Consider the following 16,537-nt stretch of genomic DNA (forward strand, 5'->3'; position numbering starts at 1 on the left):
GCGAGATGGCTGGGCGGTGCTAGCCTTGGTGATTGATTGCCACACGCGGGAATTACTGGGCTGGCATCTGTCGCGTTCGGGCAAGTCGAAGACGGCAGAGTCGGCCTTGGAGCAAGCGCTGATCGCGCGTTATGGCTCACTGGGTCGCGTGACGGCGCCGTTCTTGCTGCGCTCAGATAACGGCTTGGTGTTCACCAGCCGTAGTTACACCGCGTTGGTCCGCAGTTACGGGCTTCAGCAAGAGTTCATCACGCCGCATTGCCCACAGCAGAATGGCATGGTCGAACGCGTCATCAGAACCCTAAAGGAGCAATGCGCTCATCGACATCGCTTCGAAACATTGCAGCACGCCAGTCGCATCATTGGTGACTGGATCGGCTTCTATAACCACCGCCGGCCGCATCAGGCGCTGGGCATGAAGACACCGGCTGAGGCGTTTGCTTTAGCCGCATAACTTGAGCAGGTTTCGCTGGGTCATTACACGAATGCCGACAACGGAGCTAATGGTAGGGGGATGGAATCGCGAGAAGTGCGCTTACAAGAATTAAATAACCTTAATAAAGTCGCGCTGGAAGTAAGCTGTTTATGAGGAGTTTAAGTGATGTGAATTTCAATTGAGTGGTTGTGGTGCTCACGTCCTCATTAAAAGACTGTATCGAAGAGAAATTAAATTTTTTTAACGAAGCTTGGAAGCGCGCGCATCTTCCACTCAAAGTCATCTATCTTTAATCCAACCTTTGACGCCTCTATGCAACGCCACGTGAAGACCTAAGCTTGTGCTAAGTATTGGCACTTAGGCTCGACGAAGACCACATCTTTCGTCAGCCAATGTCAAAAATTAATCAGCAGCGAGCAGGAAGTATGCGATGCAGTATGTCTCGGTCAATCCGGATGCTAACCACAGCATCTGGAGCATTTCTGTTCGGTTTCCTTGCGTATCTCATCTCCCAACGGAAGACAATGTCCATTGACCTGGGCATCATGGCAATTGTCCATGCACAAGCTTCTGAGTTCATGGATTTGGTGATGGTTGCAATCACCACCATGGGGTCAGCTCTAGTGCTTGCTCCATTAGAGATAATCTTCCTATGTTTCTTGCTCAGTCAGAGAAAGATAGCAATTGCTGGATTTCTCGCTTTGGCTGTCGGCGGTGGTGCCGTCCTAAACTCGGTCCTCAAAGAATACTTTTTGCGCCCGCGTCCAGCACTCTGGGACACCCTGGTTTCGGAAGCCTCTTACAGCTTTCCAAGCGGGCATTCAATGCACACCATGGTACTCCTTGTCTCTTTGGGATTTGTAATGCAAGAAGAAGTCAAGAGAGCGTGGTGGATTTCCGCAGCGCTGTTCGTTTTCCTTGTTGGATTTTCTCGCATCTATCTTGGCGTGCACTATCCATCAGATGTGCTGGGGGGATGGTTCGCCGGAATTGCGTGGGCGGCGCTGTGCTCACTTCCGCTAAAGAATGACAACGTAACTATATTTCCCGATAGAAAATCCTAAGTTTCCCCTAAGTCTTGCCGCCTAACGTTCAAGGTATCAAGAAAGGTTATCTACAAGGGGCGTATGGGACAGACATCATTCATCGTTTGGCGAGAGAGCGTCGAGGCACTGCTTATTGTAGGCATCCTCTTCTCTTGGATGAAAAATGGCGGAGAGCGGACCCGCTTTGCATTGCCTTATCTATGGGGTGGCGTTGCGCTTGGCGTCTTAACGGCGGTGCTGGCTGGTTTTCTACTTGTCGTTTTCAACGACGCGTTGGATGGGAATGCGCAAACATACTTCCAGATTGCTATTGTTCTCAGCGCAGCGGCTCTAATCGTCCGTATGGCATTTTGGATGAGAAAAAGCGGCCGAACGATGAAGGCTGACTTGGTGGCCTCCCTCGACCGGAAATCGCAAGATAGTACGGGCTGGGGGGTGTTGTTTCTTGCCGCAATAGCTATTACCCGAGAGGGAAGTGAGTGTGCTGTGTTTCTCTATGGTGTGGGTGTAGGCCATGCCGATAGTGCTGTCGTCTTTCTGAGCGCAATAGCCATAGGACTTCTATCAGCAATCGCTACATTTTTTGTATTGCAGCTCGGAGGGAAGCTTATTTCATGGCGTCGATTCTTCCAGATTTCTGAGCTCATCCTGTTTTTCCTGGCTGCCGGCCTCCTTTTGACAGGTTTGGAGAAATGCATTGACTTGCTGCTCGAGAGTACCGATTTTCTGTCCGGGCTCTCAATTTCCCAGTTACTCACTGCCAGAGCATGGGACACGCGTTGGCTTCTGGATGACAGCACGGTTACCGGCGGAATGGTGTCGACGATGACCGGCTATCGGTCTCAGCCTGTCTATATGAGCTTGATAATCTACGCGGGCTACTGGTGGGCGATAGTTGCTGCCATGAGAAAGAGCAAATTGAAAAAAGTGCCCGAATCTCGCCGCTGAAGCAAGCCTCTTCGTTAGATGCTAAGCGTTGTCTAAGTATTGCCCCTCATGCTGGAAGTCGTTCAATTTCTATGAAGGAGGCCGGCATGTTTTCAGTAACAAAAGAGGAAGCTCATTCCACATGGAGTAATAAGGTCCCAGAGGCCACGTTAGTTTTCTGGCTTATCAAGATGATGTCCACAACTGTTGGCGAAACAGCAGCTGACTTCTTGAATGCCGATTTGGGATTCGGACTCGGGGGAACGTCGATTGTTGTTGGAATTCTGTTTGCTGTGGCACTGTACTTTCAAATGTCGTCGCGAAGCTATAGCCCAATCCGCTACTGGATTACGGTTCTATTCATCAGTGTCTTCGGCACGCTGATAACCGACAACCTTACGGATGTACTCGGCGTTCCTTTGGCATGGTCCACCGTAGGCTTCTCTGCGTTATTACTGACGGTCTTTGGCATCTGGTTCGCACGTGAGCGTACGCTTTCGATTCATCATGTGGATTCTCCTACGCGAGAGTGTTTCTACTGGCTCGCTATCTTGGCCACGTTCGCCCTGGGAACTGCCGCCGGCGACTGGTTCTCTGAAGGTCTGCAGCTTGGTTATGGCGTGTCTGCGGCAATCTTTGGTGCTGCCATCGCGCTGGTAGCACTACTTCACTATCGATTCAATCTCTCGGCCGTGGTGAGTTTCTGGATTGCCTACATATTGACAAGGCCGCTGGGGGCATCTGTGGGCGATGGTCTAGCGCAGGAAAAAGGGAATGGTGGATTGGGATTCGGAACGACCGGCACCAGCGTCATTTTTATGCTCATGATTATCGGCCTCGTATTCATGTTGTATCGGAAGCGGCGATAAAACCTAATTGTTGCCTAATTTTTGACCTCTATAGTTCATCGAATTCAATGTTCACATGGACACCCATGAAATCGATGACTTCGGCGCTGGTACTCACCGCAGTGTTAGCCGGCTGCGCAACCTACCAGCCGCTATCCCTTTCGGACAAGCCTAGCTGGAAGACGGAAATCCCTCGCATCCAGATTCCAGCCGAGAATCTGGGATTTCCCTCTCTCCCTCCACATGCCTTTAACCCCGATGCTGGAGGCCTGGATATCACAGATGTCGCCATATTGGCAGTGACCAACAATCCTGACCTGAAACTAGCGAGGGATGACGCGGGCATAGCTCATGCACAAGCGTTTTCTGCTTCTTTACTGCCGGACCCTCAGTTGTCCATGAGTGCCGACTACAAGCGGGAGCCTGACCCAGGTTCATCGCGAGGGTACACCGTTGGTCCTAGTTACGACTTCATGGCGTTGGTGACGCATGCAAATCTCGAGGGAGCGGCAAAGCATGATGCTACTAAGGCAGACCTGAATTTGCTTTGGCAAGAGTGGCAGGTCATATCTCAGGCTCGGGTTCTCTATATTCGCTTGGTAGAGGGCAATCGGCTGCTGGCTGCACTTCAAGATATGAGAGTTTTGCTTGAGCCTCGCGTGCTGGATGTGGAGCGGGCGTTGGCCAAGGGGTTGGTGACTTTTGATGTCAGTAACTCCTTGGAAACATCACTTTTTGATTTGCGTAAACAAATCTCCGACCTGAAAAAGTCTCAAAACCAGTATAGCCACGACCTTAACAACCTACTGGGCCTCGCACCGAACGTCGTAGTTCCGTTAAAAGATGATGTTGACCTTCCCGTGCCGGATGCTGCGGCAATCAAGGGTGTACTGCAACAGCTCCCCTCTCGTCGCCCAGATTTACTTGCACTTAAGAGTGGCTTTGACGCTCAGGACAACCGATATAGAGCGGCAATCTTGGCGCAATTCCCGTCGTTGAACATCGGCATCACTCGGGCCCGCGACACTAGCAATGTGTCGTCTCAAGGATTCAACGTCTCTCTTTCCATTCCCATCTTCAATCGGAATCAAGGGAGCATCGCTATCGAAAAAGCGACACGGCAACGGCTTCGCGATGAGTATCAGCAACGGGTAAATGTGGCATTTGCTGATGTTGACCGGTTACTGCGTGACCAGGAATTAGGCAACGAACAGCTACAACAGTCGCGGGCTAGGCTAAAAGAAGTCGAGAGCCAGCTGTCGCTGACTACCAAGGCGTTTAAAGCGAACAACGTCGACACACTGACATTAGCTGGCATCGAAGCGCAGCGTCTTACAAAGAAGACCGAAGAAATTACCCTTGAACAGGCCTTGCTGGAACAACGCGCAGCGCTCTTGAGCGTCATTGGCGGAGAAATTCCGGCCCAATCGAAAGCAAGCACATATCATGAATAAAAGAACCGTCTATCTGGCCTCAACCTTGTTTGCCGCCATTTTCGCAGCCTCGCTCGTGAGCAATCAGTCGGGCCGGGCGCACGCACAATCCACCGACCCGCAATCTAAACAGAGCGCCCAAGTAGTTGTGAAGCCTGTTCAGTTGAAGTCCATGGGGGGGACGTTGGTCACATATGGAGATGTCGCGGCCGGTACCGTAAGGTCAGTCAGCAGCGCCAGCGCGGCGAGCATCACTACCTTAAACGTCATGCAGGGGGCTGCCGTGAAGCGGGGGCAGATAATCGCGGTTCTCGGTGGCGACCCGATGACACGATTGGCATACGAGCAAGCGCAGACCAGCGTGGAACAGACCAAGGAGGACCTCGCACGTCTGCTGGAATTGCAGACCTCGAAGCTGGCAACACAGACTCAAGTGGATGTGGCACGCAAGGCAAAGGCGGACGCCGAAGCAAATCTAGTGGCACAGCGCGAGCTGGGTGGCGATAGGGCCGGTCAAATCATCAAGGCGCCTGTTGACGGTGTTGTGCTTTCGTTGAGTGCAGCCCAAGGAGACCGTTTGCAACCTGGTGTACCTTTCATGCAGATAGGTTCAACTGAAACACTCAAAGTTTTGCTGGGAGTGGACCCGGCAGACCTGCGTTCTGTACGACCGGGACTCACTGTCAGGCTTGCCGAGCTGAGTGGCGCCGGTCCAATGGTTGAGGCGAAAGTAGCCGACGTCTACAGTGTAGTGGACCCCAAGACTCAGTTGGCAAATGTTTTGGTGAAAATCCCTGCCACCGCACACTTGACTCCGGGCTCCCGTGTCCGGGCGGATATTGTTCTTCCAGGTCAAGACGCATATGAAGTACCTCGCCAAGCGGTACTCACAGACGCCGATGGTAGCTATCTCTTTCAAGTGGTTAGCAACGTTGCGCACAGAGTTGCGGTCAAGAAGATAGTCGACAATGGCAAAATTGTCGGCGTGACTGGCGCTATCGATGGCGCTAAGCCCGTAGTCGTACTTGGGAACTATGAACTGACAGAAGGAATGGCAGTAAGGGTGGCCCAATGATGAATTTTAGTTCTTGGGTACATTCTCATCGGCGTTCGATACTCTTCTTCATTGCGGTACTGGCGATAGGTGGTTTGATTGCATCGTTCAAGATGCCCACCTCGCTATTCCCTACGGTTGATTTTCCACGGGTAGTCGTTTCCCTGGATGCCGGCGACCAGCCACCGCAGCAAATGGAGCTGCTGGTCACGAGGCCTGTAGAAGAGGCTGTTCGTCGCGTTCCAGGCGTCAAGTCAGTCAGGTCGACGACAGCTCGCGGCTCCGCTGAGATTTCAGTCAATTTCGACTGGGGGCTGGACATGACTGCAGCTGCCTTGCAGGTCAATGCTGCAATGTCCCAGATTACGTCACAGTTGCCGCCAGGGACGGTAATCAAGACACGTCGTATGGACCCGACCGTCTTTCCCATCATCGCCTACAGTCTTACCTCGAAGTCAGTATCTCCGACGCAGCTATATGACATCGCGGAATACCAATTGCGGCCGCTGCTTTCGGGAGTAGATGGCGTCGCAAGAGTGCAATCGATAGGTGGGGCCGTCGAAGAGTATCAAGTAGCGGTAGACCCGCAGAAACTCAGTGCGCGAGCACTGTCCGCTGACGATGTTTCCCGTGCTCTTGCCGCTAGCAACGTTATTAATGTCGTTGGCAGACTGGAGGACCATTACAAGCTCTTCCTAGTAATGGCGGACGCACGCCTGCAGAATCTCCAGCAGATTGGCGACGTAGTTGTTGCAAGTGGCAGTAATGGGATTGTTCGTATTCGTGATGTTGCCGCTGTTACCCGGTCGACCGTTCCGCAATGGATTCGTGTTACGGCGGACGGACAAGACTCGGTACTTCTGTCTATCTACCAGCAGCCAGGCAGCAACAGTATCCAAATTGCGAAGGACATCAAAGCAAAAATTCAAGATTTCCAGAGCCAATTGCCCAAAGGCGTGACAGTTTCCAATTGGTACGACCAAAGCCAACTGGTAACCGCATCCGCCTCCAGCGTGCGAGACGCCATTCTCATTGGTGTAGCTCTGGCTGCTATCGTTCTGTTGGTGTTCCTGCGGAATCTTAAAATTACTCTGATTGCTGTGTTGGTTGTGCCTGCAGTCTTGGCAACGACGGTGGTGCTGTTGACCCTGTTGAACATGAACTTCAACATCATGACCCTTGGGGGGATGGCTGCGGCCGTAGGGCTAATCATTGACGATGCCATTGTCATGATTGAGCATATCGTCAGAAGGCTGCATCAGAATCACGATGGTAGTGGTCCTATCCACGGTCGAGTGATGGACGCGGCGCGCGAGTTTGTACGGCCGCTAGTCGGCTCCAGCGCATCTACGTTAGTCATTTTTGCGCCACTGGCTTTTCTCACCGGAGTAACAGGCGCTTTCTTCAAGGCCTTATCAATCACCATGGCGTCGGGCCTCTTCATTTCGTTTCTCTTTACTTGGCTTGCTGTCCCAGTCTTGGCGGGGATGCTGCTAAAGAAGAAAGACACGCAGCACGATGATGGGGGCCAGCTGACGAAGTGGTTCCATGGCCGCTATGAAGCATTGATGCATCGTCTCCTCAAGCGCCCCGTTCTTGTCCTCTTGGTCATCTTACCGTTGGCAGGTGCCGGTTTCATAGGATTCCAGAAGGTCGGCTCAGGATTCATGCCGTCGATGGATGAAGGCGGGTTCGTGTTGGACTATTACAGTGAGCCCGGGACCGCAGTGACTGAAACGGACCGATTGGTTCAGCAGGTTGAGAAAATTATTCGCGCCAATCCCAATGTTCAGACATATTCCCGACGCACCGGTACCGGCCTGGGAGGTGGTATCAGCGAGCCTAATCATGGTGACTTCTTCGTTCGTTTGAAACAGGGTAATCGAGAGCCAGTGGACGCTGTGATGGAGGAGGTCCGGACGCGTATCGAAAGCGACGTACCAGGAATCCACGTCGAGATGGCCCAACTGATGGAAGACTTAATTGGAGATTTGACCGCAGTACCTCAGCCGATTGAGGTGAAGATTTTCTCAGCCGACCCTAAAGAGTTGCCTGTCTTAGCGAAGAAAGTGGCGGCGAAGATATCGAAAATTTCTGGTGTTGTCGACGTTAAGGACGGTATCAATCCCGCCGGCGATGCATTGCAGCTGCATATTGACCCGGTCAAGGCCGCTCGGGAGGGCCTGGATGCAGCAACCATTTCCAAGAGCTTATCGGACAGCCTAGGTGGCAATGTTGCGACCCAATTGATTGAGGGCGTGAAGCCGGTCGGAATCCGCGTGTGGATTCCGCATGAGATGCGTAGCACCGACAATGATTTGGGAAACATCACGGTGAAAGCCCCAGACGGTCATCTAGTTCCGCTCAAGCGGGTTACAACTTTCGATGTATTGACCGGACAGGCAGAGATTGCACGTGAGAACTTGCGTCAGATGATTGCGGTTACCGGGCGTATCAGCGGCCGCGACCTGGGTTCGGTTGTTGCAGATGTCAAAGCGGAGTTGGATAAAGCGGGTACCTTCCCGCAGGGCGGTTATTACCAACTTGGTGGCCTCTATGAGCAGCAACGCCTGGCATTCCAGGGCTTGATGCAAGTGTTTGCGGCCGCAGCAGTGCTTGTCTTCTTGCTTTTGCTGTTCATGTACGAAGACTTTCTGATGGCGAGCGTCATCCTCTTTACGTCACTTGTATCAGTGTCAGCGGTCTTCGTTGGGTTATCCCTCACTGGGATTGACTTGAATATTTCAGCAATGATGGGGATGACGATGATTATCGGCATTGTGACGGAGGTGGCGATTTTCTACTTCTCCGAACAACGAGAGGTAAGTGGCCATTTCAAAGGCGTTGATGCCCTTGTTGAGGCCGGCAAAAATCGAATGCGGCCCATCGCGATGACCACCCTGGCTGCAATCCTGACTTTGCTTCCTCTGGCATTTGCTATTGGAGAGGGCTCGGAGATGCAACAACCACTGGCGATTGCCATCATCTCGGGATTGCTCGTTCAATTGCCGCTGGTGCTCGTCGTGATGCCTGTGCTGTACAACTGGTTGAGCGGAGGTGGGCGCTTGAAAACTGGCAATTGAACAGACGGCGAAGAATTGTCTCATCAATGAAAACGGCTGCGTGATGATAAATCACACGCAGCCGTTCTGATTTCTACCAATTGGAAAATCTTTCGCTATTTCCCTCTATTCGCGAAATCGATAGAGGAAAGTGGCACCTTCAAATTGTCAGGCATCAACGCATTGATAGCGTCAATGTATGTTTCAACAAAAACGTTACTAACATCTTGTTGAACGTGGCTAGTAAGACGGATGTTGTTGACAGCCGTAACAATCGAAGCAAATCTAGGGTCATCGCGCAATAGCGGTATTAACGACTGGAGAACCGTATTGTGCGCGTCACGGATAGCGATATTCGCTTCCATTAGCTGAGCAAGTCGACCAAGTTGATTTGCCTGTTCACGAATCAAATTGTACGCTTCAGCGAGATTTTGGGACATAGTTAGCAGGAGGCGTTAATGTTATCTGTATAGGAGGTGCATCTCGTTCACTTGACCAGCTTCCCGAGTTGTTGTGTCAGGTAGCTCTGCGTGGATTGCATGGAAGATAAAGTGACGTTGAGTTTGTTAAATTGATTTGTATAGGTGTCCTTCAAACGGGTCAGGCGAGCATTGACCGCCGTCTGTTGGTCTGTATTTATCTTCAGGCTGTTCTGCAGGCCATTTGTCTTGGTCGCGATAATGCCTGTGTCACTCAAGATTGAATCCATCAGCGTTTGAAGTTTAGGTATGACCCCATTGGTTGAGGTCAGTAGTGTGCTTATCCCATCGAAGTTGGCGTTTGTGGCGGTCGTGAGCTTCGCCGAATCCAATGCCAAAGTACCGTCCTTCTGGAACGAAATGCCAATCTGAGAAAGCGTGAGTGTGCCGTTCGTCGTGCCCATGGACGTCATGAGTGTGTTACGCAGCTGATTGATAATGTTTTGGACAGAGGATTCGGCACCTAAGGGGGCGGATGTATTCGCAGCGCCTAAGGTCGTCGACGGCTTTTGAGCCGTCATCGAGCTGATTGTCTTGGCCAAGGTATTGTAAGAATTGACGAACGTATTGGCCGCGGTGCTGACTCCGCTGTTGTCGTTGGTAATCGCTAACGAGAAATTGTCGTTGCTATTAGTAACCTTCGCTAGGTTCAGTGTTACTCCGGAAATAGCATCAGCCACTTTATTGCTTGAACTGGTCACGGCGACGCCGTCAATCGAGACGTGGGCGTCTTGGGCTTTCGCTAGCTGCCCCATCGAGCTGCCACTTAGATTCGCATAATCGCCAGCCCCTACGAGGGAAATCGGGCTCGTGCCAGACGGCGCCAACACCAAATGGTCTTGTCCCCCGGAACTGGTAATGCTGGCGGTGACATTTGCATTCGCATTGTTAATGGCCTTCATCACGTCGTTTAGGCCAATTGAGCCATTTCCATCAAGGTCCGTCGGATTGATGGTCACGCTTTGCCCACCGGCTTGCAGCGTCAGGGAGCCAGCGTTGTATGTCTGGCCAGTTGTGAAACTTGGGGAAATCAGGGTGCCGCTTGGGTCGAAGGAGAGCATGGAGAAATTGCCTGTTCCAGAGATGCGCAGCGTATTTGCCGCACCACTGTCTTTGGCGGTTACAACCAGGTGGTCATTCGTTCCATCGCTAATGATGGAGGCATTTACTCCGGCATCGCTGGCGTTGATTGCATCGCGAACGCCGGCAAGCGTATTGGTCGTTGGTTTGATGATTGCGGTCGACCCAGTTCCTGTCTTGATGGCCAGAATGCCGTTGTCGAACGTAGTACCTGGAGCGATTCCGGTGGAACTGACTTTCTGTGCCTGGGCTAGCTGCGAAACAGCTATAGCGTACTGACCGGACGCAGCCTTCGATGCGTCTCTCGGCGCCTGCAGTTGGGTCACCGAACTAGGATGAGTAGAGGACGCGTCGTAGAAAAGGCTCGACAAGCTGTTGTTGGCAGTCAGCTTAATGGTATTCGCTGTGCCTCCAGTATTTGCCTCAAAAACCAGATGGTCGCCGCTTCCATCACTGACAATGCTGGCGGTCACACCTGTGTTGCCTGCATTAATAGCGTCGCGTACGCCAGCCAGCGTTGCGTTGGCCTTGAGGGTGACAAAAGTGGGTTGATTTGTCCCAACCTTGATGGCAATCGTATCGCCTGCGTTGAAGGTTTGGCCCTGTGCGAATCCCCCCGATTGGAGCTTCTGAGCCAAGACCTTGGTTGAAGAGTCGGTGTTGATGTCAGCCGTGAATGGGTCTGTGGTGAGGTTTGTCCCAGTACCAGCATTCGTAAGAGCTGCTTTCTGAGAACTGAAGCTAGCTGCCGTTAGCCCTTTCAGTGCGCTTTGGTAGGTAGTGAGCGCGCTCTTTAAGTTTCCATAGCCAGAAATCAGAGCATTGATTCCAGACGCTTTTGTAGTCAATGGAGTGAGCTGCGCTTTGCTCTCAACAGAGATTAGTTGCGAAACCAATGTCGCTACATCAAGTGGGCCCGCGGAGGTGGAAATGGAGCCAGTAGAAGTTGGCATGCTGTCCTCTAGGATTCCGAAGATGAGTTTGACCGCCCCGGTCAGGAAGTACCTTCCAGGGTTCAGGGATGATGCTTATTGGCTGTTGAGGCGGTGGCTTATGCAGTCGCGCTCAAAACGACTTTGGTGCGCCACCCCATAAGGGGTGGCGGACCTCAGTGTTGCGCGTGACTTTTTGCCTGCTTCGCGAGGAGATTAATCGCCTGACGGTCGCCACTCTGAGCTTCTTGAGTAGTTTGTTGAGCGGTCTCTGTCGCCTCAGCCAGAGCAGCTCGCGCGGCGGAGCTAATTGTGACCTTGGTGCTGGGGGATACATTTGCGGAATCGGAGGCCGGAGTAGTGCCGTCTTGGCGAGTCGCTTGGGCTGACTTCGGCGCCGTAGTTGTCCCGACGTTCTTATCTTCGGCCGTTACAGGCTTTGCAGTGATTGCACTGATGTTCATTTCTACCCCCATAAAAATTATCTCTCGTCGGAAGCGATGTATTGGCGAAACGTTGGCAACAAAAGTAAGCGACCGTAGCCCCGACGATAAGAAGAATATTCCTTAATACTTAGATGAAACTTAGGATTAGGGAGGATTGCAGAACTCGTTGCAAACAAGCTGCGCCATAAATGTTCCAGCCAAAAACAATCCATTATTTCGACAACGGAAAGGAGTAAAAGGAGCTTGTTCGGCGACATTAAATGCCCCTTTTATTCCGCGATTGAAATGGATTTTTGAAATTCATAATGACTTGGAGGGGCGGCCTTTGCGGCGAGAAAAATCGCACAGAAGATTGCGATGAGCTACGCCGGCGAAGTTGGTAATTACTATTGTTCTCAAATATTGGTCTTGGGGAAAAAATGACCTGGTTTCTTAATCTGAAAATTTCAAAAAAGCTGCTGCTTTCCTTTTTCTCTGTGCTTCTCCTGACCGCAGTTCTAGGGGTTTTCTCAATCTCGGCGCTATCGAAAGTCAACGATGCATCTTCGGAGATTACGCGCGACTGGATGCCGGCGCAAAAATCTCTCGCAGATATCAAGCTATTGTTCGTCCGCTTACGGGGAACAGAGTCTCAGCTGGCTATCTACGATGGTGACCTAGATGCAATGAATGCTCTGGTTCAGCGTAGCCAGGTGATTCTGACTGGCCTAGATAAGACCATGAAGGAATATGAAGCTTCAATTGATACTGTAGAAGAGCAACAGCTCTATCCAACAGTCAAAAAGGATGTGTCTGAGTTTTTGGCAGAACATAGAAAGATTGTTTCCGCATTCTTGACAAAGAACAATGCGGAAGCAAGAGACTTGTACCTCGGGCGCTCCAATAAGATTTATCCAACTATTTTGGCTAATCTTGAAGCGCTAATCAAAGTAAATCAGGTCCATGGGGATGCCGCTACTCAAGGCGCCGACGCGCTATTCGCGAAAAGTCGAATTCTAGTTATCAGCCTCCTGGTTGTAGCTTTAGCTATCGGAGTGGCACTCGCCTTATTTGTCGCGCGTATCATTTCGGAGCCCTTGAAAGACGCGGTTTCAGTAGCTCAGCGCGTTGCTAAAGGCGACCTTACTGCAGATATTCAAGTAAAGAGCTCTGACGAGACGGGGCAGCTTATGTCGGCGTTGAAGGCAATGAATGAGGGGCTTTTGCATGTTGTTGGTAGCGTACGAACCGGAACAGACAGCATCGCTACAGCTTCGACCCAGATACCGACCGGAAACTTGGACCTATCGAGTCGTACGGAGGAGCAAGCAACATCGCTTGAAGAAACGGCATCTGCTCTCGAAGAACTGACGTCGACCGTCAAGCAAAACTCCGATAACGCACGTCAAGCCAATCAGCTGGCAGTCACAGCGTCAAACGTTGCTGTCCAGGGGGTAAGCGTGGTTAGCCAAGTTGTTGAGACCATGGCTTCTATCAACGATGCATCAAATAGAATCGTCGAGATTATCAGTGTTATCGACGGTATCGCGTTCCAAACAAACATCCTGGCGTTGAACGCCGCAGTTGAGGCTGCCCGCGCTGGCGAACAGGGGCGTGGCTTTGCGGTAGTTGCTTCTGAAGTCCGTAGTCTCGCTCAGCGTTCAGCATCGGCAGCTAAGGAAATCAAAGAGCTGATTGACGACTCGGTTAGCAAAGTTGGAACAGGTACTACGTTGGTTCGTGAGGCAGGTTCGACAATGGCTGAGGTCGTCGAGAGCGTAAAGCGCGTGACTGATATCGTTGCCGAAATCTCAGCGGCGAGCAATGAGCAAAGTGCCGGCATCGAGGAAATTAACCGCCCCGTCTCCCAAATGGACCAAGTGACGCAACAGAATGCTGCATTGGTAGAAGAAGCTGCTGCAGCTGCTCAGTCAATGCAGGAACAAGCAAGTACCCTGTCTGGATTGGTTAGCGTATTCAAGTTGAGGTAGTAGTTGGTTTAGCGTAGTTTTATCTTCTTAAAATATCAAATCGAGGGGAAAGAATTGGGGAAAGCAGAAAATCTGGAGTGGCCACGCATAACCAACAGAGGACTGGTTCTATTTTTTGTTGGACTCGTAGTTGTCTGGTACGCAATTTCCTTTTTGAAGAATGCATCTCTGCAACTTCAGTATGAGCGCTGGCAACGGCGCTATTCCAGCGACGAATCCATTACGGCTAGTAATTTGCGTAACGAGGAGAGGTATCGGATTGCTATCCAACGAGGACAGGGTATACGTGGATACCCAAAGGATTCAATTGTGGAAGCAGGACTTTGTGGTCCATCGGCTATGTTTGCAACCTATTCGGATGGACAGTTTCCTGGTGGTTTCACTGCTTGGGTAGACCGAATTCGCGAAAGAGAAACAGCTACTTCGATGTTTGGGTCTGATAAATGGGCTTTCTTTGGAGGACTGCGTAGCTGGGGAATGAGTTCTTGGGACCTCTCACGTTCGCTAGACCTCTTAGGGGTGAGAAATTCCATAACATTCTATGAGCCTGTGGATGCTACGTTTTACCGCACGGTCATGGAGCTGGACCGCGGGAATGATGTTTTCGTTCAGGTTAGAGCAAAGGAGTCCTTCGAGGCGCTACTCCAAGATGAGACGAAAAGTCTTCCTGCAGGAACTCCAATACCCGGTAGAGAAGGACATTGGGTATCCGTTGTTAGTGTCTTAAGAGACAAAAGTGGTCAAGTTGATAGGGTCGGCTATTTTGACGTGAATGTGTACAACGGGGTCATGGCTAAGCACATTTCTCAGAAGCCTCGATACGTTTCGGCAGACGTATTTAAATATCTCATTCGATGGAAGTTGATGGCTCCCGCACAGCCAAATCCAGGGGAAGTTTTTACGGATAGGGCAGTTATACCGATATGGAGGGCGCCAAGTGCATTGGCTGGTAAGCTGAGTTCCAGCGTCTTTCTATTGCCAGCCTAAGTAAGCCCCTCAGGGCCAAGCTGCGATAGCCTCGGCAAAACTTCGATATCAAGGAGCATATGAGCGAACAAGCATTTGCAGACAACTTCAACGAGCACATGAGACGGGCAGCCGAGGCATACCAGTGGCAGTTCCATCGATTCTCCGTCGGCGCCCAAGATAGAGATGTGGGTGGTGACTATGTAATCTCTGATTCAGACAGATTCGCGCTTATAGAATTCAAGCATACGGAAATCGACTGTGTTTCTGAGAACAGAAAGCCGCGCAGACGTAAACTTTGCCAGCTTGTCGCCGAAAGGCGGGATATGCGCAGCCTTCATGACCAGTGTCACTTTATCGCTTGGACCGATAGCGCAACGGATGAAGGGCGGTTGAACATTTATCGGAAAGAGGTATGTAATACATCCGTATTTGGAACGGAATGTGGCTTGGCCGACGAGGAGCCAGATGAGTACACTCGGATATGGGGTGTAGAGTTTGCAGCAGAATTTCTGCGGAGAGGCAGTGCGAGGTCGGTAAGTCGGGAGGATTTTGAGGCCTACGTGACGTGGGTTATGCTTGACACAAGCGGCGCTAGCAAGTCGACATTGACTCTCCTTGCCTTAGACCCCGATTTGCGTCGGATGAAATCAGTGCGGCTTCAATCGTTCGCTGAGGTCTACCAATGGATGCAGGACCATCAATCCAATAGGCCAAGTAACGGACCTATTTTGGGCCCGACCTCAAATCAGAGTTCTGACCCAGACTCTGACCATGACTCAGATTCGCGGCCGAGTTCCGGGCCAGGCTCTGGTCCGTAAATGCTCCTCAAATCGTACCAAGAGACCTTAATGCTCGATATATCGAGCATTAAGGTCATTGGGCATTCGTCCCGCTAGCCTAATAAGCATCGGCTTCATAAGATGACTGTATAGGGTTCCGCTCGCTCTTCGAAATGGCGCCGCAGTTCATGGTACCTACTCACGGAACGACTGCGCTCGTTAGATGGGCGTTATTCAACATGCTTATCGGGAACAGTGATGCGCATGCCAAGAACATCTCGTTCTTTAAGTATCGACTCGGAATTTCGCCGGCGCCAGCGTATGACCTGGTCTCAACCCGTGTCTATGACGTGGTGTCTGAGATGGCTATGGCATTTGGTGACGCCCTCTTGGCTGAGGAGGTGACTGCGAGCGACCTGGATATATTCGCCACGGATGCCGGTATTACCGTCGACGAGCTGATTAAGGAAATCGAGGCGATGGCGCCGGCGGCGCTGGAACATGCCTTTGAGCTAGCAACGTCTAATATGTATACTGATGAAGAGAGGGCGCTGTTGCTGAACATTGCCGAGCTTGTGCGCACGCAGGCGACTCATCTCCTGGGCGTCGCCTCTGCGAGCCGTCGCTTATTGCGGTTGAAGGGACCAGGCAGAATTCTGGCAAAGACGAAGTCCATATGAAGAGCGTTCGGGCCGCATCCAGCGGACCGCCTGATGGCAATCCAGCGAATGCGGTCAAGGACCGTCCTTGAAAAGAATTTCCCAAGCACTTCTGGTACGCCTTGTCTTCTCACGCGCGCTTAATGCCAGTAGCTCCACTGAAGACTCATTGATTAATTCCTTGAACGTTAAACTAGGCGCTATGGCTTTCATATAGCGAAGCAACTGGCCAACAGCTACTCCGGCATCTCCGCTTTCTATGCGATAGGCAGTGTTGCGTGATATCCCTGCGCGCAACGCAGCATCTGTCTGAGTGACCTTATGCGCAAGCCTCAGTCGACTAAACTGGTTTCCAAGCTTGACCATTTCCGTGGTCAAGGCAGGAGGGAGTAGGGCCGACTGAGTTTTTTTCATAGT

Annotated in this window: 11 protein-coding genes; 9 read left to right on the forward strand and 2 right to left on the reverse strand. The window is 51.5% G+C overall.

Annotated features, from left to right (window positions below):
* The 7 genes from BGK68_RS28215 to BGK68_RS07900 all read left to right on the forward strand — a co-directional run.
* The coding region (locus tag BGK68_RS28215; protein ID WP_233149256.1) for an integrase core domain-containing protein at nt 1-454 on the forward strand (454 nt) is incomplete at its 5' end.
* Between the two features lie 506 nt (nt 455-960).
* Complete coding sequence (locus BGK68_RS07875; protein WP_158035425.1) at nt 961-1,500, forward strand: phosphatase PAP2 family protein; 540 nt, start codon at nt 961-963, stop codon at nt 1,498-1,500.
* 63 nt (nt 1,501-1,563) lie between these two features.
* Nucleotides 1,564-2,430, forward strand: a complete 867-nt coding sequence (locus tag BGK68_RS07880; protein WP_075256636.1) for an FTR1 family iron permease — start codon at nt 1,564-1,566, stop codon at nt 2,428-2,430.
* Between the two features lie 86 nt (nt 2,431-2,516).
* Entirely contained in the window at nt 2,517-3,278 is a 762-nt protein-coding gene (locus BGK68_RS07885; protein WP_075259726.1) for a COG4705 family protein, read from the forward strand.
* Nucleotides 3,279-3,343: 65 nt separating this feature from the next.
* Nucleotides 3,344-4,711: a TolC family protein gene (locus tag BGK68_RS07890; protein WP_158035427.1), complete on the forward strand. Its 1,368-nt coding sequence runs from the start codon at nt 3,344-3,346 to the stop codon at nt 4,709-4,711.
* Nucleotides 4,704-5,765, forward strand: coding sequence for an efflux RND transporter periplasmic adaptor subunit (locus tag BGK68_RS07895; protein ID WP_075256638.1), 1,062 nt, complete (start codon nt 4,704-4,706; stop codon nt 5,763-5,765). The genes BGK68_RS07890 and BGK68_RS07895 overlap by 8 nt, the downstream gene beginning before the upstream one ends.
* A complete protein-coding gene (locus BGK68_RS07900; protein WP_075256639.1) occupies nt 5,765-8,827 on the forward strand; it encodes an efflux RND transporter permease subunit in 3,063 nt (1,020 codons plus the stop codon). Before BGK68_RS07895 ends, BGK68_RS07900 begins: the two co-directional genes overlap by 1 nt.
* Nucleotides 8,828-9,293: 466 nt before the next feature.
* On the opposite strand, the gene fliD is transcribed toward BGK68_RS07900, so the two are convergent.
* Nucleotides 9,294-11,318, reverse strand: a complete 2,025-nt coding sequence (gene fliD, locus BGK68_RS07910) for a flagellar filament capping protein FliD (RefSeq protein WP_075256641.1) — start codon at nt 11,316-11,318, stop codon at nt 9,294-9,296.
* Between the two features lie 844 nt (nt 11,319-12,162).
* On the opposite strand from fliD, the gene BGK68_RS07915 reads away from it, so the two are divergent.
* Nucleotides 12,163-13,713, forward strand: coding sequence for a methyl-accepting chemotaxis protein (locus BGK68_RS07915; protein WP_075256642.1), 1,551 nt, complete (start codon nt 12,163-12,165; stop codon nt 13,711-13,713).
* A gap of 1,897 nt (nt 13,714-15,610) precedes the next feature.
* On the forward strand, nt 15,611-16,141 hold the full coding sequence (locus BGK68_RS07925) for a HipA domain-containing protein (protein WP_267889737.1): 531 nt from the start codon (nt 15,611-15,613) through the stop codon (nt 16,139-16,141).
* Nucleotides 16,142-16,195: 54 nt separating this feature from the next.
* Here BGK68_RS07925 and BGK68_RS07930 read toward each other — a convergent pair whose 3' ends face one another.
* Entirely contained in the window at nt 16,196-16,534 is a 339-nt protein-coding gene (locus tag BGK68_RS07930) for a helix-turn-helix domain-containing protein (RefSeq protein ID WP_075256645.1), read from the reverse strand.
* Nucleotides 16,535-16,537: the final 3 nt, after the last annotated feature.

Source organism: Herbaspirillum camelliae (assembly GCF_001929405.1).
GTDB classification, from domain to species: Bacteria; Pseudomonadota; Gammaproteobacteria; order Burkholderiales; family Burkholderiaceae_D; genus Herbaspirillum; species Herbaspirillum seropedicae.